At 68.1% G+C, this 25082-nt stretch carries 25 protein-coding genes and 1 pseudogene; 16 read left to right on the forward strand and 10 right to left on the reverse strand.

The features are described 5' to 3' along the window. Positions 1-21 precede the first annotated feature (21 nt). Positions 22-1128, forward strand: coding sequence for an RNA methyltransferase (locus IPI67_40605; protein MBK7586478.1), 1107 nt, complete (start codon positions 22-24; stop codon positions 1126-1128). A 359-nt stretch (positions 1129-1487) separates the two neighbouring features. Here IPI67_40605 and IPI67_40610 read toward each other — a convergent pair whose 3' ends face one another. Beyond that, positions 1488-2987, reverse strand: coding sequence for a peptidoglycan DD-metalloendopeptidase family protein (locus IPI67_40610; GenBank protein MBK7586479.1), 1500 nt, complete (start codon positions 2985-2987; stop codon positions 1488-1490). A gap of 103 nt (positions 2988-3090) precedes the next feature. Between IPI67_40610 and IPI67_40615 the strand changes: the two genes are divergently transcribed. The 4 genes from IPI67_40615 to IPI67_40630 all read left to right on the forward strand — a co-directional run bounded on the left by IPI67_40615 (position 3091) and on the right by IPI67_40630 (position 7206). Then, positions 3091-4125, forward strand: coding sequence for a hypothetical protein (locus IPI67_40615; protein ID MBK7586480.1), 1035 nt, complete (start codon positions 3091-3093; stop codon positions 4123-4125). Positions 4126-4440: 315 nt separating this feature from the next. Further along, positions 4441-5247: a hypothetical protein gene (locus IPI67_40620; GenBank protein MBK7586481.1), complete on the forward strand. Its 807-nt coding sequence runs from the start codon at positions 4441-4443 to the stop codon at positions 5245-5247. Between the two features lie 19 nt (positions 5248-5266). Then, positions 5267-5971 carry a histidine phosphatase family protein gene (locus IPI67_40625; GenBank protein MBK7586482.1) on the forward strand — a complete coding sequence of 235 codons (705 nt, stop codon included), beginning with the start codon at positions 5267-5269 and terminating at the stop codon, positions 5969-5971. 20 nt (positions 5972-5991) lie between these two features. Further along, positions 5992-7206, forward strand: coding sequence for an acyl-CoA dehydrogenase family protein (locus tag IPI67_40630; GenBank protein MBK7586483.1), 1215 nt, complete (start codon positions 5992-5994; stop codon positions 7204-7206). Positions 7207-7279: 73 nt separating this feature from the next. Here IPI67_40630 and IPI67_40635 read toward each other — a convergent pair whose 3' ends face one another. Next, the gene (locus IPI67_40635) at positions 7280-8455 is read right to left on the reverse strand and encodes an FHA domain-containing protein (GenBank protein MBK7586484.1); all 1176 of its coding nucleotides are present in this window, start codon (positions 8453-8455) and stop codon (positions 7280-7282) included. Positions 8456-8636: 181 nt separating this feature from the next. On the opposite strand from IPI67_40635, the gene IPI67_40640 reads away from it, so the two are divergent. The 4 genes from IPI67_40640 to IPI67_40655 all read left to right on the forward strand — a co-directional run bounded on the left by IPI67_40640 (position 8637) and on the right by IPI67_40655 (position 11907). Next, the gene (locus IPI67_40640) at positions 8637-8783 is read left to right on the forward strand and encodes a hypothetical protein (protein ID MBK7586485.1); all 147 of its coding nucleotides are present in this window, start codon (positions 8637-8639) and stop codon (positions 8781-8783) included. A gap of 69 nt (positions 8784-8852) precedes the next feature. Further along, positions 8853-9935, forward strand: coding sequence for a phosphotransferase family protein (locus IPI67_40645; protein MBK7586486.1), 1083 nt, complete (start codon positions 8853-8855; stop codon positions 9933-9935). Then, on the forward strand, positions 9935-10891 hold the full coding sequence (locus IPI67_40650; GenBank protein MBK7586487.1) for a DUF72 domain-containing protein: 957 nt from the start codon (positions 9935-9937) through the stop codon (positions 10889-10891). The genes IPI67_40645 and IPI67_40650 overlap by 1 nt, the downstream gene beginning before the upstream one ends. Next, positions 10888-11907 (forward strand): DUF72 domain-containing protein, encoded by a 1020-nt coding sequence (locus IPI67_40655; protein MBK7586488.1) that lies wholly within the window; start codon positions 10888-10890, stop codon positions 11905-11907. The genes IPI67_40650 and IPI67_40655 overlap by 4 nt, the downstream gene beginning before the upstream one ends. Positions 11908-12006: 99 nt before the next feature. Here the strand turns inward: IPI67_40655 and IPI67_40660 are convergent, their stop codons facing one another. Continuing rightward, positions 12007-12966 carry a LysR family transcriptional regulator gene (locus IPI67_40660; GenBank protein ID MBK7586489.1) on the reverse strand — a complete coding sequence of 320 codons (960 nt, stop codon included), beginning with the start codon at positions 12964-12966 and terminating at the stop codon, positions 12007-12009. Between the two features lie 212 nt (positions 12967-13178). Here IPI67_40660 and IPI67_40665 point away from each other — a divergent pair. From IPI67_40665 to IPI67_40675, 3 genes and pseudogenes are all read left to right on the forward strand, one after another. Continuing rightward, positions 13179-13602: pseudogene (locus IPI67_40665) on the forward strand (rubrerythrin). Positions 13603-13697: 95 nt separating this feature from the next. Next, positions 13698-15077, forward strand: a complete 1380-nt coding sequence (locus IPI67_40670; protein ID MBK7586490.1) for a hypothetical protein — start codon at positions 13698-13700, stop codon at positions 15075-15077. Next, complete coding sequence (locus IPI67_40675; protein MBK7586491.1) at positions 15074-15649, forward strand: DUF3501 family protein; 576 nt, start codon at positions 15074-15076, stop codon at positions 15647-15649. Before IPI67_40670 ends, IPI67_40675 begins: the two co-directional genes overlap by 4 nt. 39 nt (positions 15650-15688) lie before the next feature. Here the strand turns inward: IPI67_40675 and IPI67_40680 are convergent, their stop codons facing one another. Then, positions 15689-16120, reverse strand: a complete 432-nt coding sequence (locus IPI67_40680; GenBank protein ID MBK7586492.1) for an acyl-CoA thioesterase — start codon at positions 16118-16120, stop codon at positions 15689-15691. A gap of 170 nt (positions 16121-16290) precedes the next feature. On the opposite strand from IPI67_40680, the gene IPI67_40685 reads away from it, so the two are divergent. The 4 genes from IPI67_40685 to IPI67_40700 all read left to right on the forward strand — a co-directional run bounded on the left by IPI67_40685 (position 16291) and on the right by IPI67_40700 (position 19315). Then, the gene (locus tag IPI67_40685) at positions 16291-17031 is read left to right on the forward strand and encodes a hypothetical protein (GenBank protein ID MBK7586493.1); all 741 of its coding nucleotides are present in this window, start codon (positions 16291-16293) and stop codon (positions 17029-17031) included. Between the two features lie 83 nt (positions 17032-17114). Continuing rightward, the gene (locus tag IPI67_40690; protein ID MBK7586494.1) at positions 17115-17663 is read left to right on the forward strand and encodes a hypothetical protein; all 549 of its coding nucleotides are present in this window, start codon (positions 17115-17117) and stop codon (positions 17661-17663) included. Positions 17664-17781: 118 nt separating this feature from the next. Next, a complete protein-coding gene (locus IPI67_40695) occupies positions 17782-18147 on the forward strand; it encodes a DUF2185 domain-containing protein (protein ID MBK7586495.1) in 366 nt (121 codons plus the stop codon). Between the two features lie 70 nt (positions 18148-18217). Then, entirely contained in the window at positions 18218-19315 is a 1098-nt protein-coding gene (locus tag IPI67_40700; protein MBK7586496.1) for a hypothetical protein, read from the forward strand. A gap of 32 nt (positions 19316-19347) precedes the next feature. On the opposite strand, the gene gcvPA is transcribed toward IPI67_40700, so the two are convergent. Genes gcvPA through IPI67_40730 form a run of 6 tightly spaced genes read right to left on the reverse strand, consistent with a single transcriptional unit; the run spans position 19348 to position 25079 of the window. Continuing rightward, entirely contained in the window at positions 19348-20703 is a 1356-nt protein-coding gene (gcvPA, locus tag IPI67_40705) for an aminomethyl-transferring glycine dehydrogenase subunit GcvPA (protein ID MBK7586497.1), read from the reverse strand. Further along, entirely contained in the window at positions 20703-21110 is a 408-nt protein-coding gene (gene gcvH, locus IPI67_40710; GenBank protein ID MBK7586498.1) for a glycine cleavage system protein GcvH, read from the reverse strand. The genes gcvPA and gcvH overlap by 1 nt, the downstream gene beginning before the upstream one ends. Positions 21111-21147: 37 nt before the next feature. Next, positions 21148-22260 carry a glycine cleavage system aminomethyltransferase GcvT gene (gene gcvT, locus IPI67_40715; GenBank protein MBK7586499.1) on the reverse strand — a complete coding sequence of 371 codons (1113 nt, stop codon included), beginning with the start codon at positions 22258-22260 and terminating at the stop codon, positions 21148-21150. A gap of 33 nt (positions 22261-22293) precedes the next feature. Continuing rightward, entirely contained in the window at positions 22294-24168 is a 1875-nt protein-coding gene (locus tag IPI67_40720) for a hypothetical protein (protein MBK7586500.1), read from the reverse strand. Next, positions 24159-24521, reverse strand: a complete 363-nt coding sequence (locus IPI67_40725) for a hypothetical protein (protein MBK7586501.1) — start codon at positions 24519-24521, stop codon at positions 24159-24161. Before IPI67_40725 ends, IPI67_40720 begins: the two co-directional genes overlap by 10 nt. Before the next feature lie 51 nt (positions 24522-24572). Next, positions 24573-25079, reverse strand: a complete 507-nt coding sequence (locus IPI67_40730) for a hypothetical protein (protein MBK7586502.1) — start codon at positions 25077-25079, stop codon at positions 24573-24575. Between the last annotated feature and the right edge of the window lie 3 nt (positions 25080-25082).

The following is a 25082-nucleotide window of genomic DNA, read 5'->3' on the forward strand; positions in this document are numbered from 1 at the left end:
TCCGGGTGAACGGCCCACTTCATGAAGTTCTTCATTACGGCTCCCATGGGAGTCGAACGCGTGCTCGCGGACGAGCTGAGCGAGCTCGGCATTGGCCGCGTGCGCTCGGTCGTGGGCGGGGTCGAGCTGTCGGGTCGTTGGGAGGACGCCTACCGCGTGTGCATCGAGAGTCGCATCGCGATGCGTGTGCTCTTGCCGGTGGCAGAGGCTGCCTGTGACGGCGAAGCGGACCTGTACCGCGCGGCGGACAGCGTGCGTTGGGAGACGCACGTGACGCCGGACACGACCATCGCCGTGAGCGCGGTGGGTACCGCACCCGGTCTGGACAACACCATGTTCGTGGCCCAGCGCACCAAGGACGCCATCGTCGACCGACTGCGGGCTGTGACCGGCGCGCGGCCCTCGGTCGATCGAAGGGATCCCGACGTGAGTGTGTTCGTGCGGCTCGCGCGTGGGCGCGTGACGGTGGCGCTCGACCTCTCGGGTGAGTCGCTGCATCGACGGGGTTATCGGGAACCCGGGTCCCTGGCTCCGCTCAAGGAGAACCTGGCCGCGGCGGTGATCGCCTTGTCGGGCTGGGATACCAAACGTCCGCTGGCCGATCCGATGTGTGGGTCCGGCACGCTGCTGATCGAGGCGGATCACTTGGCGCGCCGCGTAGCTCCGGGCCTGGCACGGCGGCGCTTCGGCTTCGAGCGCTGGGCCAGCTTCGATCGCACCTTGGCCAAACGTGTCGCCGTTCTCAGAGAGCGCGCCCGCGGGCGTGAACGCACATCGGGGCCGGCGATCTTTGGCTACGACTACGACCCCAGAGCCGTGGCGCTGGGGAAGACGAGCGCGACCCGCGCCGGCGCAAGAGTCGAGATCTCCGAGGCGAAGCTGTCCGACTTTCGCGGAACGGAGCCGCCGGGCCTGGTGGTTTCGAACCCGCCGTATGGCGAACGCTTGGCTGCGGATCGAGAATTTTACGCCGACCTCGCGGAGGTGTTCGCTCGTCTGCCGCGCGGACATCGCGTGGCGCTGCTGCTCGGTCCGGACGTGCCGTTCAACCCACCGCGCGGCGCGCGCAGACATCGCCTGAAGAACGGCGATCTGCCTTGCTCGCTCGCCGTTTGGGACGTTGATTGAGCGGGCGCTAGTGTCGTGAGTCCGCAATTCGCAACCGAATTGCGGACCGCGCTCCGCGCGGCGCTGCTATCGCAGCGCGGACACTATCTTCCTCGAAAGGGCGCCGCGCGCCCCTCTCGCGCTTCGCGCGATTCACCCCGCGGAATTCGCTCCGCGAATTCGCTAGTGTGCCGAGGTCACATCTTGCCCGATTTGCGGACTCGGCACACTAGACGGGCGCGGAACTCGGCACGGCTGACGCTGTCGAACCCGCCCATGACCCTCTCGCTCAGGCTCCGGGTGTGAGATCAGTCGGGCCGCGGAGCAGTCGAGCCCGGAACGGCACGAGCTGTCTCAGCTGATCGAGCTCGCCAAGCAGCTCAGAGCCGAGGGTGACGGCTGAGCGAGCGTCGGCGCCGAGCGAGGCTGAGCGCGAGCAACCAGCCGAGCGCGCAGAGCCGCAGCCCTGGGGGCTCTGCAGAACCCAACCGACAGGCACAGCCGCCGGCTTCGTCTTCGCTGGTCGAGCCGCCGCCCGCAGCCGGCGCGCCGCCCGCATTCGACTGACCCCCAGACGAGCTGGCACCGCCGCTGCCGCCGGCAACAGCGCCGGCGGAGCCCGCGCTGCCTGCGGTGCCGCTGCCGCCCGTGCCGCCCGTGCCGCCGTTGATTCGGGTCAACCGGATGGCGTCGAACACCAGCTTGCGCTTGAGGCTGACGGCCTCGCCGCTGTTGTCATCGAGCCGCAACGACTGGGCCGCGCCCTTCGCGAACGCAAAGACTCCCAGTGACTGCCAGCCGTCCTTGGCGGATTGATCGAGGGTCTTCTTGCTCGATTGGCCGCCATGTTTGATGGTGTAGGCCGCCTGTTTCGACTGGGCGAAGCTCGCCGTGTACGCCTCGACGTCGTAGTCGCCCGCCTCGGCGAAGTTCAGCTCCCAGACTCCGAAGTTGTCGGGGTTCGGATCGTTGGTGGCGTTGGTCCAGAACAACGAGCTCTGATATCCCACGCTCGCGCTGTACCAGTACGCGGGCGAACCCGACTGCTTGAAACACAGGTCCTCGGTCTCGTCGACGATCCGTCCTTGTGAAGGGATCAGCTCGCACACCTTGCAGTCGCCTGGGCAGGTTGCTTGGGTCTCGGTGCCGTTGCACACCGAGTCGCCACACACGGGGTTGCTCGTGTTCGTGCTCGTGATGAGCGTGCCCTGTTTCAGATCTTCGACGCCGTCCATGGACTCGGGCACGACGGCGTTGCCGCCGTAAGAGCCGCCGGTGCCGCTGCCACCGACCAAGCTGTCCCGATGCAGCGCCCAGTGCAGGTGGGGGGTCGAGAATGAGCTGCACGAGAGTGTGCCCTGACAGGATTGCCCGAGCGCTCCGAGCTTCTGCCCCACGGTCACCTGCGCACCCTCGGTCACGGCGAGCGAGTCCATGTGCGCGTAGAGGCTGTGGTACACGTGCCCGTCTCCGAGATCGTGCTCCAGGATCACGCGCTGGCCGTAGTTGGCCCAGCCGCTGGTTGCCCAACCCGCACGCACGACCTTGCCCGCGAGCGGTGCCACCACTGGCAAGCCTTTGCCGGAGTTGGGCTGGTCGTCGTACACGAGGTCGAGGGCGTAGTAGTCGTTCGCCTTGCTGGTTGCGTTGGTGTCCGCGTGCAGGCTCGAGCCGCCGCTCGGGCTGTAGCCGGAGAGCACGCGGATCTTCGAGCCTGCGGGGAACGGCAGGTACAGCTTGGGTCCGCTCGCCGGGTAGGGAACTGCGCCGGCGATCGGGGTGGTGAGCGCGTGGGCCAGCGAGGCCCACGACATGAGCACGATGGCGGCGAAGGCGATGACGAGACCACGAACTACGGAGGTGGAGCCGAGCTTTGCCACACTCGGAGACTACCACCTCGAGCGCGGGGTCCGGCGGCGTCCGTGCACCCTCGAAGGTGCGCGGGAAGTGAGGCGGTGTCTCGGGCGTATCAAGCGGGGTCGGGTGAGCGAAGACGGGAAAAAAGTCGGGATCATCGGGGGGATCCTCGCCGCCTTGGGCGGGGCTTTTGCGCACTTCGGCGATGACTGCGCGCGTCTGGGCGCACGCGGTGTCTCTGCCGAGGCAGCTGGCGTTCGCGCCGCGAGCAATGTGGGCGACGACCTGGCTCGGGTCGGCGCACGCGGCGCGAGACGGGCGGGGGAGGATCTCACCCGAGGGAGCCTTGCAGGCCGCAATCTGCGCCCGCGCGGAGCGCCGCTGATCGCGCCGGGCGCCGCGGAAGATCTCGGTCGCCTCGGCTCGCGCGTGCCCGGCTTCGAGCGGGAGATCGGTCTCGCGGCGGTCGGCGACGAAGTCGCCACGGGCAGCAAGACCTGGAAGTCCCTGGCCGAGGAGTTGGGGCAAGAGGTCAGTCAAAATGTGCTCTCTCTGCTGCTCGGTCCGGACGAGTCCGAAGTGCCATCTCCCACCGACCGTCCCGCGCTTCCCTCACTGGCTCTTCCGGGCTCATTTCCGACGCTGATTGCGCTCGTGCCCGAGTCGAACGAGGCAGAGCGGGTTGCCTTTGGTGGTTCGGCTGCCAAGCCGGCGCGCGGTTCTGAAGGCGCGGACCCGCCGCGCAGACTCGTGTTCGTGTTGCCGGCGCGCTTGCCCGAGCTCTGGTCGAGGCTGGAGCAACCGAACGCGCTCGGCGCCAGCGTCGTGGTCGGTCATTGGCAACGGGATCGCACCACTGCCCTCTCGCTCCCGGCAGAACCCACAGGGCTGGAAATCGCCACGCTCCAGGCGCGTTGCGCGCTGGCGCGGAAGACCTGCTGGGTGCTGGTTTGCGCCAACGAGGACGAGAAATCCCGAGCGGCCTGCGGTGTCTCGGCAAGACGTGTGATCGAGCGAGCGCTGTCGAACCGCGTCGCCGACGCCGCTGAGCTGGGGCGGAGACTCGTGGCCGAACGCGATCAACTCGCAGTCGAGGCGCTGGCGATTCACGGAGTTGCGCGTACGAGGGGCGGTGCGCGTTTGGTTCACAGTCGACTCTGACGCGCGGGCGAGGCGGAAGGCGAGCGCGTGCGCCTCGAGGCGCGCTGTGCGTGGCGCGGGCGGGGGGCCGTCGGCTTGCGCCGACAAGTGGGAAGAAGATGTTGCGAATCGTCGCGAAACTCGAGCGCGTCATCGGCACGCTCGTCCGCTTGGGCGGCGCATGAACCCTCGGCCCGGCGTCGCTCTTGTGGCGGCGCCGGGCGCCTTCATCGACTGCCGGCTTGCCCCGCCTCCGGCGTAACCACCGCGCGCAAGAGTGCGAGCCCGCAGGCTCTGATGGCGCACCCAGGTCATCTCGCGCTACGATGGGCCGAGATGGCGCAGCTTCGAGCGTTGTGGCTGGTGTCGGCCCTGACCCTGTCCTGTGCCACGGCAGCGGAGGTCGACGACGAGGGCAATGGCGGCGCCGCGGGTGCAGGCGGGCTTGCAGGGTCGGGCAACGGCGGCGCATGGAACACCGGGGGTGGAGGCGGATGGCCGACGGGCGGCGGCGGCACCGGGGCAATCGGTGGCGGCGGTGGAGGAGCGGGTGGGGCTGGTGCGACCGGTGGCAGTGGCGGCGCCGGTGCGACGGGTGGCAGCGGCGGTAGCAGCGCAAGCGGCGGCAGCGGCGGCAGCAGCGCCGCTGGCGGCAGCGGCGGCTCGGGCGGCAGCGGCGGCTCGGGCGGCAGCGGCGGCTCGGGCGGCTCGTGCACCGGCACCGCGAGCTGCGAAGCGTCGACCAGCCTGGGCACCGTCAGCGGGGACAGCGGCTCCGGGACGCAGCAGAGCACCGGCACCGGGACCAAGTTCTTCAAGGTGCGAGTCACCGAAGACAACAACAGCGTGCTCGGCCAAGCTTTGACGCTCAAGGTCACGCTCACTGCGCCGGCGACCGCGGACTACGATATCTACGCGTACCTCAACACGACCTCGGACGTGATGCCCTGTGGCACGAGCCCGGCGAAGAGCAGTCAAGCGGGCGGGATTGGCGCCAACGAACAGCTGAAGCTGAGCTGGGGCGAAGGTACGATCGCAAACGGCGGTGACGACGGCCGCTGGGTCGTGATCGAGGTGCGCCACAAAGCGGGACCGTGCGACGCGAGCGCACAGTGGCAGTTGATCGTCGCCGGAAACGTCTGAGCCGGGTCGTTGCCGTGAGATGAGCGCTCTGTTTCTGGTCCGCCATGCGCAGGCGTCGTTCATGAGCGACGACTACGACCGCCTGAGCGACCACGGAGTCGAGCAAGCGCGGCGCCTCGGCTGCTATTTTCAGGCTCATCGCTGGTCAATCGACGCGGTCTTTTCCGGACCGAGGCGCCGCCACCGGCACACTGCCGAGGCCATCCTCGAACAGCTCGGCTCACCGCCTGAGCTCGAGTGTCTGCCCGAGCTCGACGAGTACCCCGCCGACCTGCTGCTGCCGGCGCGGCTTCCCGATCTGCTTCAGGCACGACCCGAGCTCGGCGCCGTCGCGCAGGATCTCGCTGCGAGTGATCTCAGACGGCGCGGACGCGCGCTGGATCTGTTGCTGCGGGAGGCCCTCGTCGATTGGGCGCTCACGGACGCGCCCGACGCTGGGCACGAGAGCTTTGGCGAATTTCAGCGGCGGCTCGAGCGCGCCCGTGCCCGTGTCACTCGGGACGACGGCCGCGGTCGCCGCATTCTGTGCGTCACCTCCGCGGGCACCATCGGCGCGCTGGTTGCGCAGATCCTGTCGGCGTCGGCCCAGGTCGCCCTCGACCTCGGATTCATGATCCACAACTCGTCGCTCACCGAGATCGCTTTTACGCCTGGGAGGAGCGGGCTCGCCAGCTTCAACGCGCTCCCGCACCTGCCGGATCCCGCCGACTGGACGCGCCGCTGAATCGGTGCTGAAGACCGCTCATGTTCGAGTTCGAGATAAACCCGGAGATGGTCGACCTGCTCGCACGCGTGCGGGACTTCATGGAGCGCGAGGTCCATCCGCTGGAGAAGCTCATGCTCGGTCGAGCCTTCAGCGACGCAACCAGTGAGCTCGAGGCCGTGCGCGAGCGCGTGCGGGCGGCGGGCCTGTTCGCCCCGCAAGTACCCCGCGAGTACGGCGGCCTGGGACTTGGGTTTCGCCAGCATGGGCTCGTGAGCGAGGTGCTGGGCCGAAGCCCGCTCGGTCACTATGTCTTCAACTGTCAGGCGCCGGACGCGGGCAACATGGAGATCCTCCATCTGTTTGGTACCCCCGAGCAGAAACAGCGATTTCTCCGGCCGCTGACCGCCGGCGAGATCCGTAGCTGTTTTTCCATGACCGAGCCGGAGCGAGCGGGCTCGAACCCGACCTGGCTCGAGACACGAGCGGTGCGCGACGGTGACAGCTACGTCATAGACGGCCACAAGTGGTTCACCAGCTCGGCGGACGGCGCTGCGTTTGCGGTCGTGATGGCCGTCACGAATGCAGACGCTCCGCCCTACGCACGGGCGAGCATGATCTTGGTGCCGACGGACACCCCGGGGTTCGAGCACGTGCGGCGCATCTCGGTGATGGGGCACGAGGGCTCCGGCTGGGCCAGCCACTCCGAGATCCGTTATCGCGGCTGCCGTGTCCCGACTACGAACCGGCTGGGCGACGAGGGTGCCGGCTTCATGATTGCGCAAGAGCGCCTTGGGCCCGGGCGCATCCACCACTGCATGCGCTGGATGGGGATCTGCGAGCGCGCGTTCGAGATGATGTGTCGCTACGCCGCCACCCGGGAAGTTTCTCCGGGCAAACCCCTCGGCACCAAGCAGATGATTCAGGACTTCGTGGCCGAGAGTCGGGCCGAGATCGACGCCGCCAAGCTGCTCATCCAGCACGCCGCCTGGAAGATCGACAAGCTCGGCCAGTACGAGGCCAGGAACGAGGTCAGCGCGATCAAGTTCTACGCTGCCAACGTGCTCGGGCGCGTGCTCGACCGCGCCATCCAGACGCATGGCGGATTGGGCGTGACCGACGACACACCGCTCGCGAGTTGGTGGCTGCACGAGCGCGCGGCGCGCATCTACGACGGCCCGGACGAGGTGCACAAAGCGGCGCTCGCCCGTCGGATCCTCAAGGCGCACGGCCTCGTGATCAAGTCTGACAGCTGAGCCGGGGGGCGCGCCTGGGTTTCGCGGATGGGCAGAGGCACGGCATGGGCACGGGGAGCTCCCAGCCCCAGGGTCAGCTGCCGAGGGCCAGGATGCGCTCGCAGCGCTCGAGCACCTGCACCTCGACGTCGCCCAATCGCTCCCGAATCAGGTTCTGGTATTCGGCCAGACGGCTCTGACTGGCGCTCGGAACCACCCCCACGAACGGCGTCGCGCGGTCCAGCACCGCGTGGCCCATCGGGACTTCGGCGGCCAGGTGCAGCTCGACCACCCGATCGAACCATTCGGGATCTCCGGAGAGCTCGAGCAGCCCCAGCGCTGCGAGGGATGCCTGTTCGAGCAGGGCTTCGCTGACGGCCTGGCCGCGGCGCAGAGCGTCGATGCGTTTGTCCAGGTTCCCGGCGAGCGAGCGGGTCGCGGCGTCGACGTCACCGCGCCCCAACATACGCTCGACCACGCCAAGCACGGGCACCATCGGATCCTGTCCCGGGACCGCGGGGTACGCCCCCGTCGAAGGGGGCGGTGCGGCGTACGGAGACGTCGACGGGGTGACGCTCCGCACCGGACCCACCCGGGGTGGGGACGAGGGGCGTGATGCCGCCCTGGTCATCCTCACCCGCGCCAGCGGCACGGCAGAGGGCGGCTTGGGGTTGGCCGCGGTCAGCGTCTCGGTCGCCTGCGGCGCGGGTGGCGGTTCGGTGTCCGGCGCTGGGATCTGCCGCAGCGCCGACACCATGCGCGGTGCCGGTGGCCGCTGCCCCTGAACGGTGAGCTCATCGCGATCGTAATCCAGCGTGTCGTCGAGCTCGTCCTCGAAGCGGATCTCCGTGCGCGTGGTCAGCGCGTCGGCCACCTCGTCGAGGGCGATCATGTTTCCTTGCTCGTCGACCGCGATCCGCCTCGGCGGCGCCGCGTCGTCGCCTGTCGTCAAGAAGAACGTGAGCTGCGTGGTTCCGACCAAGAGCGTGTCGCCATCCTCGAGCAGGGCCGGCGAGTCCAGCCGCATTCCGTTTACGAAGACGCCATTTCGACTCCCGGCGTCCTCCACCGTGACGCGCAGATCCGTGCAGATCAGACGAGCGTGCTCCCGCGAGACCAGGGAGCCCGAGATCGAGATGTGTGCGCTGCCGCCGCGGCCGATCACCGTCACACCCTCGGCGAGGGGGACTTCATGCTCCTTCACCAGCAACGCGGGCCGCGCTTGCGGGCGGGTTGCTGGGCCGGACTTGTTCCCTTCGGGATCGCGCATTCCACCCGCAAAGATACCACGCCCGGACCCCTCCGGGGGCGGCCTCGGCAGGCAGGCACCCCCGAGAATTACACGAAAATTACTTGGGCCCCCTCAGAATTGTCCATGAAATCCACGGCCAAATCCTCGCTTTTTGCCCGAGGGACCGAAGCCTGCGTTCTCGAGCTCGAGCAGGTGCATCGTGAGCACAGAGCTCGGCACCGGACTCGTCGAGGAGCTCCAGCATCTCGCGCAAGTGGGGATCTCGAGCTGGAGCGTCTCCCCGACCATCCGCTTGGTGGCCACCGCCTCCATGCCCGGCAGTTCGGCGAGCAAGCCCGGCGCGTGACCCACGGGTCGGGTTTCTCTCCGGGACGAACTGAATGCGCGCTTGGTGTTACACTCCGCCGCGCAGCCGATGACGACGTCAAACCGTTGGCTCGACAGCCCGAGAGCCATCCGCCCTGGAGAAGAGCTCGACCTCGAGCCGGTGGCCGCGTACCTGCGGCAGCACATCGCGGAAATTGCGCCGACCGATGAGCTGACGATCGAACAATTCCCCTCGGGACACTCGAACCTGACCTACCTGGTGCGGGCTGGTGGCAACGAGTACGTGCTGCGTCGGCCGCCCTTCGGCAGTCGGGTCAAGACGGCTCACGACATGAGCCGCGAATACCGAGTGCTGTCGCGGCTACACTCCGTCTACCCCTTGGCGCCGGAGCCCCTCGCCCTGTGCGAGGACGAGAGTGTGCTCGGCGCGAAGTTCTACGTCATGCGCCGCCTGGTCGGGGTCATCCTGCGCAAGGATCTGCCCGCGGGCTTCTCCCTCGATGCGACCCAGGTCCGGGCGCTGCACCTCGAGCTGGTCGACCGATTGGCCGAGTTGCACGCCGTGGACTTCGCCGCGGCGGGGCTCGCGGATCTGGGAAAACCCACCGGCTACGTCGAGCGTCAGGTGCGGGGTTGGACCGAGCGCTACGCCGCTGCGAAGACGGACGACCTGGCTTCGGTCACCGAGCTCGGGGCCTGGCTCGGCCAACGCATCCCCGAACAAGGCGCGCCGACCCTGATTCACAACGACTTCAAGCTGGACAACGTGGTGTTGGATCCGGACGCGCCCACGCACATCGTGGGTGTGCTCGACTGGGAGATGTGCACGCTCGGCGACCCGTTGATGGATCTCGGAACGACGCTCAGCTACTGGATCGACGCCGCCGACAGCGAGCCGTTTCAGGCCGTGCGCTGGGGGCCGACCACGATCGCCGGCAGCTTGACCCGGCGCGAAGTTGCGGACCGCTACGCCGAGCGTACGGGCCGGGACGTCTCGAACGTGCTCTTTTATTACTGTTTTGGCCTGTTCAAGACCGCCGTCGTGCTGCAGCAGATCTACTATCGATACCAACGCGGGCTGACGAAGGACGAGCGGTTTGCCTGGCTGATCCATGGCGTGCGCCTGCTCTCCGAGCGCGGCGTGGAGGCGATCGGGCTCGGGCGGATCTGATGGGCCATCAACTCGACTTGTTTGCGCCCCAAGCCCCGGTCTCGAGACAGCTCGACCTCAGCGCCGAACACCAGCTCAGGGCGCGCCTGCCGGAGCATGTGCGCTTCGGCACTTCGTCATGGACGTTCCCCGGTTGGGCGGGCCTCGTCTACCCGCCCGGGACGACGGACAAAGACCTGATGGCTCACGGCCTCGAGCTGTACAGCCGTTACCCGTTGTTCCGCACGGTGGGCATCGACCGCAGCTATTACGCTCCGCTCGACCGACCGACCCTGGCCCGCTACGGCGCGGAGCTGCCTCCGGAGTTTCGCGCCGTGATGAAGGTCTGGAGTGAGGTGACGAGCGCGGTCCACCCGAAGACCCGCGAGCGGAACCCGCGGTTCCTGGACGTCGATCTGTTTCAACGCCACGTGCTCGAGCCGGTCAGCGAAGAGTTCGTCGAGCACGCGGGACCGCTCGTGTTCGAGCTGATGCCGCTCCGGCAGAGCGAGCTGCCTGCGCCCGCGGCGTTTGCGGACCAGCTGGGCGCGTTCCTCTCGCGCTTGCCTCGAGGGTTCGAGTACGCCGTCGAGCTGCGCAATCGCGCGCTCTTCACCCACGCTTACCTCGACGTGCTGACCGAACACGGCGTCGGGCACGTGCTGAACTTCTGGGAGAAAATGCCCGATCTGGGGGAGCAGCTCGACGTGCCCGGCGTGCTGACCGCGCCCTTCGTAGTGACCCGCTTGCTGATCCCCCCGGGTGAGCGCTACGCCGACCGCCGCCAGAAGCTCGAGCCGTTCGATCGCATCGTGGCCCCCGAGGAGAAAATGCGCGCGGACGTGGAGCGCTTGGCCGCGGCCTGTGAGGCGCTGGGCAAGGTCTTGCTGGTGATCGTGAACAACAAGGCCGAGGGTTCGAGTCCGCTCACCGTGCGCGCGCTGGCCGAACGCCTGGCGCGGCCCGCAGAGAAATGACCGGTCCCGCGACAGGCCTGGCGATCCCGGAGCCGGATCCCGAAGCTTACGCGAGCGCGACCCGGCTCGCCGAGCGTGCGCGCGAACCGGCGGCGCTCGGTAACATCGCACTCGGCACCGCCGGCTGGACCGACAAGACCCTGGTGAAGGGCGGGCTATTTTACCCGCGCGGGGTGTCGAGCAGCGAGGCGCGCTTGCGTCACTACGCCGCGCACTTCTCGCTGGTCGAGGTCGACGCGACCTATTACACCCTCTTGCCGCCGTCGGTCGCCGAGAACTGGGTCGTGTGGACGCCGCCGACGTTCGTGTTCGACGTGAAGGCGCACCCGGTGGTGACGGGTCATCCCATCGACATCGAGCGATTGCCCAAGGAGCTCGCGGCGGAGCTCGCCCACGCGGGGCACACGGGGCGTGTGTACCCCGACCGCATGCCTGCCGCGATCGCGGACGAGATCAGTGCGCGATTTTCTGCTTTGCTCGAGCCCCTCGTGCGAGCGGGGCGGCTCGGTTGTGTGATGGCGCAGTTCCCACCCTGGTTCTCCGCGACTCGAGGCAACGCTCGCCGAATCGAGGCGCTGCGCGCGCGCTGGCCGGATGTGCCGTTCTCGATCGAGCTGCGCAACAAGACCTGGTTCGAGCCTGGCCGCCGCGAGCGGCTGTTCGAGCTGCTGCGCGCGCATGAGCTTGCGTACGTGTGCGTGGACGAGCCGGAGGTCGAGCACGGCGGCGTGCCGCCCGTGTCAGCGGTGACCTCGGACAAACTCGCGCTCGTGCGCTTTCACGGACACAACCGCGCGGGCTGGAGCAAACGAGGCGCCAGCGTTCACGAGCGCTTCGACTACCTCTATGCGGAGGCAGAGCTCGCCGCGTGGGTCGCCCCCGTGCGAGCCCTGGCCGAGAAGGCCGAGCGAGTGCACGCCATCTTCAACAACTGCGTGCGGAACTACGCCGTGCTCGGCGCCAAGGGGTTGTCGGTGTTGCTCGAGGCCGAGCCCTCGCCGGACGGGGAGCGGTAGGGTTCGCCGCGAGCGGCGCCTCGCCCGCTGGCCGTCACGGCGGTGCTGGGCTCGTGTTGCGGAGGCCCGCGCCGCTCCGCGTCGCGAGGGTGGCCCTCGTCAGTCCGGCACGACCGGAGAGATGACCGTCGCGCCCTTCGCAGGCGGCAGCAGCGAGTCGGTGCGCGCGCGCAGGGTCGCGATCAGTGCGTCGGTGATGGCGCGGTGCAGGTGTTCGCGGACGTAGATGAAGCTCACCTGTCTGACGGGCACGGGTACCGAAAACGGACGCACCTGAGCCTTGCGCTTTCGCGCCGGGAGCCCCGAGACCACGAGCTCGGGCAAGATGGTCAGCCCTTCGCCCGCGTCGACGAGGCGCACCAGGGTCTCGAAGCTGCCACTCTCGAAGCGTGCTCCCATGGGATCGGCCCGGCGGTCCGCCTGGCACAGCCGCAGCACCTGGGTTCGGAAGCAGTGGCCCTCGGCCATGAGCCAGAGCGGTTCGTCGGCGAGCTCCGTCTGTTTCACCCGCGCACGCCGTAGCAGCAGGTGTCCCGGCGGCAGGTACACGAAGAACGGTTCGCGAAACAGCTCCTGCTCCTTCAGGCCCGGTACGCCGAGCGGTGTCACGGCGAGGCCGCCGTCGAGGGAGTCGCCGTGCAGGCGCGCGAGCATCGCCTCGGTCTGGACCTCCTCGACGATCAGCTCGACGCGCGGGTAGCGCTGGGAGAAGCCCGGTAGAAAGAGCGGGACCAGGGTCGGAGCCAGAGATGGGATCACGCCCAGGCGATAACGCCCCACGACTTCGCGCTCCCCTTGGCCGACCTCCGCGAGGCGCTCCATTTCCCGCAAGATGGTGCGCGCCTGTTCGACCACCGGCACACCGACCTCGGTCGGCACCACGGGCTGTCGCGAGCGATCGAACACCGTCAGCCCCAGCAGCTCTTCGAGCTTGCTCAGCTGCATGCTCAGCGCGGGCTGGGAGACGTGGCAGCTCTCCGCGGCCAGCCGAAACGAGCGAAAACGCTCCACGGCGACGACGTAGCGGAGCTGGGTCAAGGTGACGTTGGAGAGGTCCATCTCGGACGACGGCGGCGAGCGTCCCGAGCATACAAAATTGCGCCCATTTCGCCACTGGGAACCAGCCGCTGTGCCCATAAGCAACGCTTAACGGCACATCAAAAGTTTCGATTGGCCACGGGCCTCTCCCGGCGTTAGGTAACTGCCCGTCGGCTGGCCCGACGAAAACCCGTTTCAGGCGCGTGAAGTCGCGCGCCTTCCCTGGAGGGAACATGCCCAAGCTCGAAGGAACCAAGACGCACAACAACCTGAAGGACGCCTTTGCCGGCGAGTCTCAGGCCAACCGCCGCTACATGTACTTCGCGAAGGTCGCGGACATTGAAGGTCTGCCGGAGGTCGCTGGCCTGTTCAAGGACACGGCGGACGGCGAGACCGGCCATGCCCATGGCCACCTCGATTTTTCTGAAGCAGGTGGGTGATCCCGCGACGGGCAAGCCCATCGGTTCGACGGCCAAGAACCTGGCGTCGGCAGTTGCCGGTGAGACCCACGAGTACGAGACCATGTACCCCGGCATGGCCAAGACCGCTCGGGAAGAGGGCTTCGACGAGATCGCCGAGTGGCTCGAGACCCTGGCCAAGGCCGAGAAGAGCCACGCTGGGCGCTTCGCGAAGGCGCTCAAGGAGCTCGAATCCTGAGCACCCCCCTGAAGATGTACACTTGAAAAATGGGCCTTCGGTCTCCGCGCCCGTCGCGGAGCCGGGGGCCCTTTTGTCATGAACAGTTGGAGCCGATGAGCAACATCCCGCGCCACCCCCAGTCCCCGCCGGTCTTCGATCCCAACACGCCACTCTACTGGGATCCCCGCGACCTCGAAGCCGAGCTCCGGCGCACGTTCCAGATCTGTCACGAGTGCCGCATGTGCGTGACGTACTGCGGGTCGTTTCCGCTGCTGTTCGACGCCATCGATCGCGACATCGAGTCCGGGCGTGCGGACGGCGCGGAGCGGCTGCGTCCGGCCACGTTCGAAGCGGTCACGGACCACTGCTGGCAGTGCAAGCTCTGTTACATCAAGTGCCCGTACACCGAGGACGAGGGGGCGCGGGAGCTCCTGGATTTCCCGCGCTTGATGGCACGGGAGAAGGCCCAGCGCGCGCGCCGCGACGGCATCCCGATCGTCGACCGAGTGCTCGGCGAGCCGCAGCTGGTCGGCTGGGCCGGTGCGGGGCGCTCGGCACCGATGGCGAACTTCGTCAACGCGCAGCGCCTGACGCGCAAGGTGATGGAGAAGGTCACAGGCATCAGCGCGGAGTTCCCGCTGCCGCCCTTGGCCGACGAACCCTTCACGCGCTGGCTGCGGTCGCACGCCGCTCCTGCCGAGGCGGGCGAAGCGGGGGAGGTCGTGCTGTTTCCCACCTGTTACGGCGAATACAACTTTCCCGAGGTCCCGCGGGACGCGGTGCTGGTGCTGGAGAAGAACGGTTATGCGGTCACGCTGCCGGCGGAGCTCACCTGTTGTGGCATGCCGAACCTGGACGGCGGCGACATCAACGCGGCAAAACGCAAGATGCAGCACAACGTCGAGGCGCTCTTGCCGCACGTGCGGCGGGGACTGAAGATCGTCGTGCCCGGACCCACCTGCGGGTACACGATGAAGAAGGAGTGGCCCGTGTATCTCGGGACACCCGAGGCACAGGAGGTGGCCGACGCCACGCTCGACTTGATGCAGTTCCTGGACGGGCTCCGCCGGGAGAAGACCCTCAACCGGGACTTCGAGCGGGGTTTTGGCGTGGTCGCCTATCACGCCGCCTGCCACCTGCGCGCGCAGAAGATCGCGGTACCGGGCGCGCGGGTGCTCAGCCAGCTGCCCGACACCGAGGTCCGCATCGTGGAGCGGTGCTCGGCGGTCGACGGCACCTGGGGCATGAAGGCGGCGTACTACGAAGAGGGGCGGCGTTACGCGTCGCGCCTGGCCCAGGCGATCGAGAACGAGGAGCCGGCGCTGGTGGTCACGGACTGCAGCCTGGCTGGCCTGCGGGTGCTGAAGGAAAACCGGCGGCGGTCGTTGCACCCGATCCAGGCGCTGGCCGCCGCGTACGGCTTGAGCGAGGGTCCGGAGTCCGACGCTGTCGGAGCGGACCAGGGCAACCCCAAGCCGGAGGCTTCGGCGTGAAACCGGTGACGCGCGGTGAAATCCTGGAGTTGGGCGCTTATGAAGCAGTGCGCGAGCATTTTCGCGCCCGCGTCATTGCGGAGAAGAAGCTCCGGCGCGTCGCCCTCGGGCCCAACATGAGCGCCGTGTTCGAGAATCACGACACGGCGCTGCTCCAGATCCAGGAGATGTTGCGGACCGAGCGCATCACGGCCGAGAAGGCCGTGCTGCACGAGATCGAGACCTACAACGAGCTAGTACCCGGGGACCGCGAGCTGTCGCTCACGATCTTCGTCGAGTACGACGAGCGCGCCGAGCGCGAAGTCATGCTGCAGAAGCTGGCTGGGTTGGAGGACAAGTTCTATGCGCTCATCGCGGGGGAGCGCTTTGCTGCCACTCCCGACCCACGCAACGATCGGCGTGACCGCACCACCGCCGTTCACTACGTGAAGATCCCGCTGTCCGCCGCGGCCGCCGCGGCCGTGAGCGCCATGAAACCCGTCTGGCTGGGGGTTGCGCATCCGGAGTACACCTACGAAGTGGAGTTGCCGGTGCGCACGGTCGGTGCGCTGGCCGAAGACCTGACGGGCTGATACTTCATGATCCATGCTGCCCCGGTAGCGCCGCTCTGATCAGCCGAAGCCGTAGCGCTCGAGCAGAGCTTTGGGAACGCGGGTCGGGCGGCCGCTGGAGATGCTGAGCAGCACCCAGGTGGTCGCCGCTTCGCAGAGCTTGCTGCCGTCGCTATCCCGGACGAAGCGCGTGCGGCGCAGGCTGGTCGCGCCCTTCATCGACTCGATCCAGGTCCACGCCGTCAACGCCTCGTCGATGAACGCCGCGCCGAAGTAGTCGACCTCGTGTCGGCGTACGACCCAGACGACGCCCAGTTGGCGATACTCGTCGAGCCCGAGCCCGACCGCGTGCGAGTGCGCGGTCGCCGCGTCCTGCAGCCAGCGCACCCAGCTCACGTTGCCGGCGTGCCCGAGGTCGTCGATGTCCGACGCCGGGACTACGAATTGGTGCGAAAAGGCGTTCGCGGGGGCGACGGGATCGGACGAGCTCACGCAGGGGTTTTCCGGTTCGGCTCCGATCCTCCTCATACCACCGTCGCTTTGGGGCCGGCGTCCCGACTAGTGCATGCGAAGCCGGCGACGCGCTGGCTCGTCTGCCGCTGAACGGACGACGAGAAGGTGTCCGAGGCAGCGTTCCTGCGCTACAAACCAGGGAGAGACGCATGAAGCGTGGGCTCGCAACATTTGGGGCGTTGGCCGGTAGCTCGCCGCTATCGAGATTCCGCCAGGCGAGCCATGAGGCGATCGCGTTCGCGCGCCAGGCCACCCTGCTGCATCGGGACGTAACAGCGTCGTACCCTCGGCTGGCTGAGCCTGGCAGCGATGTCGTGGTGCTGCTCCACGGACTGTTCGCCACCGCGGGAGTGCTGCGCCCGATGCGTGAAGCCATCGAGAAGGGCACCGGCGCGCACACCGCATCGTTCTCTTACGCGCCCGGCCCGGGTGTCGCGAGTGTGGCCGAAGGCTTGGCCGAGCTCGTCGAGCGCCTGCCCGCCGCCGTGCGCGTGCACTTGGTCGGCCACAGCATGGGCGGGCTGGTCGCCCGCTGGTTCGTCCAGGAGCTCGGTGGTGACCCTCGCGTCGTGCAGAGCATCTCACTCGCCAGTCCGTTCCGGGGAACGCGCCGCGGCTGGTTGATGCCGGTGCAGGCCGGGCGCGATATCGTGCCCGAGAGTGTGGTGCTGCGCCGCCTCGCCGAGCGCGGCGACTGCGGCGTGCCGCACACGTCGGTCGTGGCGGGCGCGGATAGCGTCGTGACCCAAGGCGCTGCGCTGCACCACGGCGACGAGATCCTGATCGAAGGCTGTGGTCACAACGGATTGCTTTACCACCCGGACGCAACCGGGCTGGTCGTCGAGCGTGTGCTCGAGGCCAAGAACGCGGCCCGCGGGCCCGACCGTTGAGATCGGCGATGCGGCGCGGGCAAGCCGCGAGCGGCGCCTGAAATGCGTTGGTTGGCCTGCCGTATCGTGGTACCTCGGCGCACGTGTTGAAGACTCACGTGTCCGCGCTCGGCCTGCTCTTCGGCTTGGTCGTGGCGCCGCGGGCGGCGAAGGCCGATGTGTCTTCATGGCTCTACGTCGCGCCGGGTGCGTCATGGACGAAACAGGGCACACAATCGACCCAGTCGCAGCCAACGCTTCAGCTCGACACGGGCCTCGGCACTCCGCCGGCGCACACCGTCATCTTTGGTGGGATCCTCCACTGGCAGACCCACTTCGGTCACGGCACCGATCTCGGCCTGCTGCTCCGCACGGCGACCCACGGCTTCGTCAACGGAGGTTGGGGTGCCGCCATCGATCTCGGGGGTTACGAACGCTGGTGGGAGCTCGGCTCCGCGGGTGGCATGGGGCAGCTCGTGCTTGGAGCGCCGTGGGGCATCACGTTGGCCGCCGGCGGCGGCAAGGGCACGAACCAGGGGCAGCACATGAGTGTGACCCTCGGCATCGATCTGGCCCGCCTCACGGTCTACCGCCGCACCGGCGAGAGCTGGTGGAAGAACCCGTTCCCTGCGTACCGGCCGGAAGAGGAATGACTCGGGGCTGGGCGGCTGCGCCGAAACCGAACACTGCCATCGGCGTGGGGGCGACGGCGCCCGATGTGGCAGTATGGCCGCCGCCCAACTCGGACACTCTTCATCCTGAGACGCCGTGATGCCGAAGACCAAGAAGTTCAAGCTCAGCCCGGCCAAGATCAAGCCGCTCGCCACCGGGTACGGCGCCTGTTTTGCCACCGACAAGATCACGGTCGACGGCCGCAAGATCGCCTTCATGTACCGCGAAGAACCGGATCGTGACATCGACAGTGGCTGGCGTTTTCTGTCCGGCTTCGAGTCGGACGAGTACATGAGCGACCCCGACAACTTCGCCATTTACGACGTGAACACCATCGCCAACTACGATCCGGAGATCATCCCGCTCCTGGAAGCACCCATCGGTTCGGCCTTCGAGCGCAGCGAGGGCACGGGGGCGTTCGAAGAGGTGGAGGACTTCGATCCACCGGACGATGAGGCCAACTGAACCCGAGCCATCCGGGTGAGGCCCAAAACGGGCGCTGCTCGTCATGCGGGGATGAGCTAGACTTGCGCGCATGCGTCACAGCTTCACGCTCGCGGCTGCGCTGACTTGTGTCGGCTTGGTAGGGTGCAGCGGCGAGACGACGAACACCAACACAACCGGCGGTGGTGGTTCGAGCGCCAGCGGTGGAACCGGTGGCTCGAGCGCCAGCGGTGGAGGCGGCGGTTCGAGTGCCAGCGGCGGCGCCTCCGGTGCGGGGGGAGGCGCGAGTGTTTGCCCGGCGTCGCCTCCGACGAATGGCGCTGGCTGCACGCCGCCGCCGGACAACGGCAGCTTGTTTCCGGACGCCGCCCACTGCAGCTGGGGGGACGACCCGCGACCGGCGTGCCGCACGACCGCCAAGTGCATGAGTGACGAGACCTGGGCGGTGAAGGCTCCCGACGCGAACGTCTGCGCGGCGCCGCCGTTGCCTGCCGCTTGCCCGGGGGCGCCGCCCACGAGCGGGACCACCTGCAGCGACGCAACGCTGGCTTGCTGGTACGAGAGCGGAGCGCGCTGCGCGTGCAGCGGATGCAAGGGTGGCTCAGCGTATCCGGTGTGTCAGACCATCGATCCGCCCGAGTGGGCCTGCGCCACGCCGGCGGCGGGCTGTCCGAGCCAGCTCCCCCAGGCCGGCTCGACCTGCGACAGCCCCGGAGCCTCTTGCGGACCGAGCTGCGAGCTCGAGATCGTCTGCGAAGGCGGCATCTGGAATTGGCGCCAGGGCAGCTGTCCCATTTGCGCCTCACCCGAGACGCCCATCGCGACGCCGGCGGGAGAGCGCTCGATCTCGGAGCTGCGTGCCGGTGACCTCGTGTACAGCGTCGACCACGATGCAATCGTGGCGGTTCCGCTTGCCCGGGTCGCCAGCACGCCGGTCGCAAATCACGAGGTGCTGCGGGTGACCCTCGCCGGCGGGAGAGTGCTCGAAATTAGCGCGGGCCACCCAACGGCGGCTGGCGGCACGTTCGCGGCGCTTCGGCCCGGCGACGAGCTCGATTCGGGTCACGTCGTGCTGTCGGTCGAGCGCATTCCGTATGCGCACGCGCGCACCTTCGACATCCTGCCACTGTCGAGCACCGGCAGTTACTTCGCCGCCGGGGCGGAGATCGGCAGCAGCCTCGCGCGCTGAGTGGGCGCGGTCGGGGGTTTGATCCCGCGGCGTCACGCCGCGTCGAGGGCGGTCACGAGGCGATCGAGATCGGATTTCGTGTGCAGCTCCGTCACCGCGATCAGCAGGCGGTCCTGCCAGGCGGGGTTCACTCGACCGAGATCGAAACCGGCGATGATGCCGTCGGCTTCGAGCTTGGAACACAGCTCGGCCGCGCTGCCGCGTCCGCTGCGGATGGCGAACTCGTTGAAGAACGGCGCGTCGCCAAAACCCGCGGAGTAACCCCGAAGACCGAGGATGCGGCCGCGCAGGTAGGTGGCCTTGGCGAGGCACTGCTCGGCGACGGCGATGAAGCCCGTCTTGCCCAGCAGGCTCATGCGGATCGTGAGTGACAGCGCCAGGAGCCCCTGGTTCGTGCAGATGTTGCTCGTCGCCCGCTCACGCCGGATGTGCTGCTCCCGCGTCGACAGGGTCAGCACGTAGCCGCGGCGTCCGGCCGCGTCGACCGTCTCGCCGCACACCCGGCCGGGCAGGTGTTGCAGGTACTGGCGGTCTTGCCGGCAGGCGAGCAGGCCCACACCGGGACCGCCGAACTGCGGAGGGCAGGCGATGGGCTGCCCTTCGCCGACCACGATGTCCGCGCCCTGAGCGCCCGGCGCCTCGGCGATGGCCAGCGCATAGGGTTCGGGACACGCCACGATCAACAGCGCACCCTTCGCATGTGCGAGCTCCGCGATGGGGCCGAGCGTCGTCAAGGGACCGACGTAGCTCGGGTAACCAACGATGACGGCGGCGACGTCGTCCGCGAGCGCGGCCTCGATGGCCGCGAGATCGGCGCGGCCATCTTCGCCAATCGGCAAGTCCACCACGCCCGGGGTCGTGTCCCCGGACAGATAGGTGGCGGTCGTCGCGCGATACTCCGGGTGCACACAGCCGCTCGTGAGGATCTTGCTGCGGCGGGTGAGGCGCCTGGCCATGAGCGCCGCCTCGGCCGTGGCGCTGGCGCCGTCGTACAGGCTCGCGTTGGCAAGCGGCAGGCCGAAGAGCTCGCTGACGATGGTCTGGAACTCCCAGATCACCTGCAGCGTGCCCTGCGCGACCTCGGGTTGGTACGGTGTGTATGCGGTGTAGAACTCACTGCGCAGGAGCAGCTGGTCGACGGCGGGCGGGATGTGGTGGCTGTACATGCCCGCACCCAGGAACGAGAGCATGCGCGCGCCGGTGCTCTTCTGGCTCAGCTCGGCGACGTGGGCCATCAGCGTCGCCTCGTCGACCGGGGGAGGCACGTTCAAGGCCCCGCGGAACTGCGCCTCGTCCGGGACGGTGGAGAACAGCTCGTCGACGGAGCCCTTGCCGATCGCACCGAGCATCTGCTCGATCTCGAGCGGGGTGTGGGGCAGGTAGCGCATCAGTGCCCGGACTCCTCCACGTGTTTTTCGTAGGCCGCAGGCTCCAGCAGTGCCGCCGAGTCCGCGTCCCAGTTGGCGGGTTCGATGGCGACCATCCAGCCCTTTTCCCAGCAGTCGTCGTTCACGAGCTCGGGCTTGTTCTCGAGCTCGGTGTTGACGCGGGTGATCTTGCCCCCGATGGGCGCAAACAGATCACTCAAGGTCTTCACACTCTCGATGGTGCCGAACCCCTTGTGGGCATCGACCGTGTCGCCCGCCTTCAGGTCGACGTTGACCAGGGTGATGTCGCCGAGCTGTTCGACGGCGAAAGCGGTGATGCCAATCAGCACCTCGTTGCCGACCTGCTTCGCCCACTCGTGATCCTTGGTGTACTTGCGGTCGGTCTTGACCTCGTTCGCTCCGCTCATCTGTCGCTCGCTTCTCCGAGGCTTGCTCGGGGGCTAATCACGCCTTCGGGCGTTTGTAGAAGGGTGTCTTCACGACCACGGCGTCGACGTGTTTGCCGCGGCAGTCGACCCGGAAGGTCTGGCCGATCTCCGTCATGGCGCTCGGCAGGTAGCCGAGGCCGATGTTCTTGCCGACCGTCGGGGCAGGCCCGCCGGAGGTGCAGAGGCCGATCACTGCGCCGTCGAGCCCGACCAGCGGGTAGCCGTGCCGGGCGATACCACGACCGGTCATCTCGAAACCGACCAGCTTGCGCGAAGGGCCCGCCGCTTTTACGTCGGCGATGGCCTTGTGTCCGACGAAGTCTCCCTTGTCGAGCTTCACCGTCCACGCGAGCCCCGCCTCGATGGGGTTCGTGGTCTCGTCGATGTCGTTGCCGTACAGGGACAGACGCGCCTCGAGCCGCAAGGTGTCCCGCGCGCCGAGCCCGGCGGGCGCAATGCCGAAGCTCTCGCCGGCCGCCATCAGGGCGCGCCAGAGCGCCGCAGCGTCGCTCGAGGCGCAGAACATCTCCACGCCGTCCTCACCGGTGTATCCGGTGCGAGCAACCGTGGTCTTGATGTTGGCGACGACACCGTCGCGGAATCTAAACACGCCGAGTGTACGCTCGATGTCACCGAGATCCGTGCCGGCGGCCGCCAGCACCGCGAGGGCCTTCGGTCCCTGAAGCGCGAGCAGCGCCGTGTCGTCGCTGACGTCCCTGAACTCACAGTGGTCCTTGGCAGCCGCGGCAAAATGCTGGCTGATCTTCCCGCGATTCGAGGCGTTGCACACGACCAGGATCTGGTCGGCCGCGCGCTTGTACACGATCAGGTCATCGAGGATGGTGCCCCGCTCGTTGCAGCAGCAGGTGTACATGGCCTGCCCGTCGTCGAGCCGACCCAGATCGTTGGTGACCAGGTAGTTCACGACCGCCGCGGCGTGTTCCCCCGAGAGCTCCAGCTCCCCCATGTGGGAGACATCGAACATTCCCGCGCGCGTGCGCACGGCCTCGTGCTCCGCGCTGATCCCCGCGTACTGGACCGGCATCTCCCAACCGGCGAAGGGGACGATGCGCCCTCTGGCCTTCACGTGTTCGTCGTAGAGCGGCGTGCGCGCGAGCGTCTCGGTCACGGCCGGTTGCGTACCGCGATCGGGGCGGGGAGGCTACCTCGGAGTTGAAGCCTGAAACCCGCTGGCGGAGCCGGCGGTCCGCCCGGTCCTGAGCGGCAGCAGCCGATGCGCCTCGAGGCTGCCGGCGCCCTGGTCCCGATTGCAGCTCGGGGTGTAGAGCACGCCGCGGTGTGCGAGTGGTTTTACAAAACGGAAACCGCGCCCGGCCATTGGCTGATCGATCAGGAGTGCGCCGTCGGACGCGCGCAGTCCGAGCAGCTTGCCGGGCACCTGGTCGACCGTGCCAGGCTCGACGAGCCACACGGTCTGTTCGCCGGCGAGCTCGACCACGCTGGCGCGGGACGGATGCCAACGGAAGCGCTTTCTTGCTGCGGAGCTGCCGGCGGCGGGGAACACCCAGCGCTTCTCGAGCTCGGGTCCGCTCGGTCCGTCGCTGAGCGCGAGGCCGAACACACCGGACTCGTGCGTCGTGTCCGGCATGAAGGTGGGGATGACGAGCAGCGTCTCCGCGCCGATCTGCGCGAGCGCGGGTTGGGTGACGATCATGCCGGCCCAGTCGGCCTGGCAGCCGTCGGATTTCGTGCCGCAGACATCGACCAACTTCTTGCGCTGATACAGCTTGCCGAAGTGGGCCAGGTCGACCAGGAACACGTGCCCCTCTTTGGTCGGGTACACGAGCACGCGGGTTCCCTTCGGTGTCGCCGCGACGACCGGTGTGCTGCCTCCGACGTAGTCGAGCTTCTCCCAGCATTGGAACAAGCTGGTTCCGTCGCACACGCCGCTCTCGGGTCGGAGCGGGGGATCATCCGGGGGCACGCGGGGCACGAATAGGTTCGTGCACGACTCGATGCAGGCGAGGGCCGGCTGATCGGCGTCGAAGTTGCTGCACGCTTGGTTGTTGCATTCAGGCACGAACGGCAGACCGGGTCGCACGCGGAGCAGCGTGTTCGCGTAGTCACCCCGCGGCAGATCGAGCTTGCCGTTTCCCGGCGACAGGATCAGCTCGGGACCGGCATCAGCGTCGATCAACAGTGGGCCGGACGGCGCCCAGAGTCCACCGCCGCAGAGCCGAGCGCGCGAGCCCGATTCGTCTTCGGGGCCGCAGTCGTGCTCCGGCGTGAGCACTCGCGTCAGGCTGATGGCGGCGGCGGCGCCGCTCTTCTGCCAGGCGTCCAACGAGAGCTCGAAGACCCAGCCGTGCCAGGGTTGCAGGTCGCGCCCGTTGCCGAAGGTGACGACGATGGTTCCCAGGCCCGACGCGCTCGGCACGTGGGTGAGCGCTCCGCGTTGCAGCGCGTGATCCGGTCGGAAGGGCACGGTCTTGCCCGCGTCGAAGGCGGGCGCGGTCGCGGCGAGCGTGAGGAGAGGGAATGAAGCATCGAGCGCGCGCGCCTCGAGATCGACGACCGCGACGTGCTGGCTCTTGCGCGGGTCCATGACGTCGCGCCCTGGCTTGTGCGTCTCGCCCGGCATCTCCGTCGTGTGATACGCAACGACGAGCCGGTGACCTACCAGCACCGGCGTGCTGATCACGAAGGGTCGCTCCGCCCCCGTCGCCGGCAGCAGAATGCTGTAGAGCTCCGCCCCGGACTCCGGCTCGAGACCCACCACCCGCTCGCCGACCGCGACGATGATCTCCGAGCTCGCGCCGCGCTCGAACGCGAGGGGTGAACCGAACAGACAATCTTCGAAGCTGACCGAGGGGTGGCTCGAGGTCGGAAACAGCCGCAGCGCCTCTACCGACTCGAGCCAGCTGCCGGCGCTGCCGCCGGCGCCCGCGTCGCTTCCCCCGGCGCCCCCGGCTGGAGCGCCTGCGTCGGCCAGTATCGACAGCCGCTCGTCGTGCCCGCACGCGCCGAGGGCCGCGACGCCAAGACCCAGCGCAGAGAGGGCCGCTCTCAGCCGCACTTGATCGTGAGGTTGTGCGTGTGTGCAACGCCGCCGTCCGTCGACTCGACGGACACGTTCTTGCCCGACTTGAGCGACGCGAACTGGGCCGCGGTCAGCGTGACCTGGTGACTGTGAGGCGCCGAGCCCTTGATGTCGTAGGTCTTGTCCGCCGCCGCATCGACGTCGGCTTGCGACACGCTCAGGGTGTGGCCGTGGTTGGTGTCGAACGAGGTCGAGCAAGCGCCGCTGCCGCCACCGCCACCGCCGCCATCGTCGTCGCCACCGCAGCCGGTGTTCACCGCGGCGAGACCCATCACGCCGCCGGCCGCCGCCAGCGTCCCCCGCAAGAACTCTTTCCTCGAAAGCTTCATGTCCGTCCTCCGCCGGCCATGATGGCACGGGTCGGGCTGCGCCCATCGGGCTCACTCGAACTTTTTGGGATCGATCGGCCGCCCGTCCGGCGTCAGCCCCACTCTTTTCCAGCGCTCTTCGTCGCTGAGGCCTGGCTCGAAGGGCGGAGGCGTCACGTCGTTGATGATCAAGCGTGAGCTCGTCCCGACCTGCAGCACCTCGATGCGGTAGGTACGGTCTGCCTGACCGCCCTTGATGCGGGCGAGGGGGAACACCGTGCGCGCCGCGCCGATCTCGATGCGCTCCACCTCGACCCGGGTTCGCACGTAGTTGGCGAGGGCCTCGGCGGAGACTGGACCGATGAAGAAGGCTTGTGTCGGAAACTGCTTGTCCAGGCGCATCTCCCGCGGCGCGACAAAACCCCAGACCTGGTCGGTCCCCGGGGCAAGCTCCCCGGGGGCGAGGCGATCCACGGGTTTGGCCGAGCTGGACGCGAGGGGGCCAAACTCGATGGGTTTCTTGTTCTCACACCCGAGGGTGAGCGCGAACAAGACGAGGGTTGTCGAGGCTCGAAGCACGGA

It is taken from the genome of Myxococcales bacterium (assembly GCA_016706225.1).
Taxonomy (GTDB): Bacteria; Myxococcota_A; Polyangia; order Polyangiales; family Polyangiaceae; genus JADJKB01.

Bases quoted from the DNA above. Each gene is read 5' to 3' on its own strand.
- IPI67_40605 (MBK7586478.1), top strand. From the start codon at position 22: ATGAAGTTCTTCATTACGGCTCCCATGGGAGTCGAACGCGTGCTCGCG.
- IPI67_40620 (MBK7586481.1), top strand. From the start codon at position 4,441: ATGGCGCAGCTTCGAGCGTTGTGGCTGGTGTCGGCCCTGACCCTGTCC.
- IPI67_40625 (MBK7586482.1), top strand. From the start codon at position 5,267: ATGAGCGCTCTGTTTCTGGTCCGCCATGCGCAGGCGTCGTTCATGAGC.
- IPI67_40630 (MBK7586483.1), top strand. From the start codon at position 5,992: ATGTTCGAGTTCGAGATAAACCCGGAGATGGTCGACCTGCTCGCACGC.
- IPI67_40635 (MBK7586484.1), bottom strand. From the start codon at position 8,455: ATGCGCGATCCCGAAGGGAACAAGTCCGGCCCAGCAACCCGCCCGCAA.
- IPI67_40645 (MBK7586486.1), top strand. From the start codon at position 8,853: ATGACGACGTCAAACCGTTGGCTCGACAGCCCGAGAGCCATCCGCCCT.
- IPI67_40650 (MBK7586487.1), top strand. From the start codon at position 9,935: ATGGGCCATCAACTCGACTTGTTTGCGCCCCAAGCCCCGGTCTCGAGA.
- IPI67_40655 (MBK7586488.1), top strand. From the start codon at position 10,888: ATGACCGGTCCCGCGACAGGCCTGGCGATCCCGGAGCCGGATCCCGAA.
- IPI67_40660 (MBK7586489.1), bottom strand. From the start codon at position 12,966: ATGGACCTCTCCAACGTCACCTTGACCCAGCTCCGCTACGTCGTCGCC.
- IPI67_40670 (MBK7586490.1), top strand. From the start codon at position 13,698: ATGAGCAACATCCCGCGCCACCCCCAGTCCCCGCCGGTCTTCGATCCC.
- IPI67_40685 (MBK7586493.1), top strand. From the start codon at position 16,291: ATGAAGCGTGGGCTCGCAACATTTGGGGCGTTGGCCGGTAGCTCGCCG.
- IPI67_40695 (MBK7586495.1), top strand. From the start codon at position 17,782: ATGCCGAAGACCAAGAAGTTCAAGCTCAGCCCGGCCAAGATCAAGCCG.
- IPI67_40700 (MBK7586496.1), top strand. From the start codon at position 18,218: ATGCGTCACAGCTTCACGCTCGCGGCTGCGCTGACTTGTGTCGGCTTG.
- gcvPA (MBK7586497.1), bottom strand. From the start codon at position 20,703: ATGCGCTACCTGCCCCACACCCCGCTCGAGATCGAGCAGATGCTCGGT.
- gcvH (MBK7586498.1), bottom strand. From the start codon at position 21,110: ATGAGCGGAGCGAACGAGGTCAAGACCGACCGCAAGTACACCAAGGAT.
- IPI67_40725 (MBK7586501.1), bottom strand. From the start codon at position 24,521: ATGAAGCTTTCGAGGAAAGAGTTCTTGCGGGGGACGCTGGCGGCGGCC.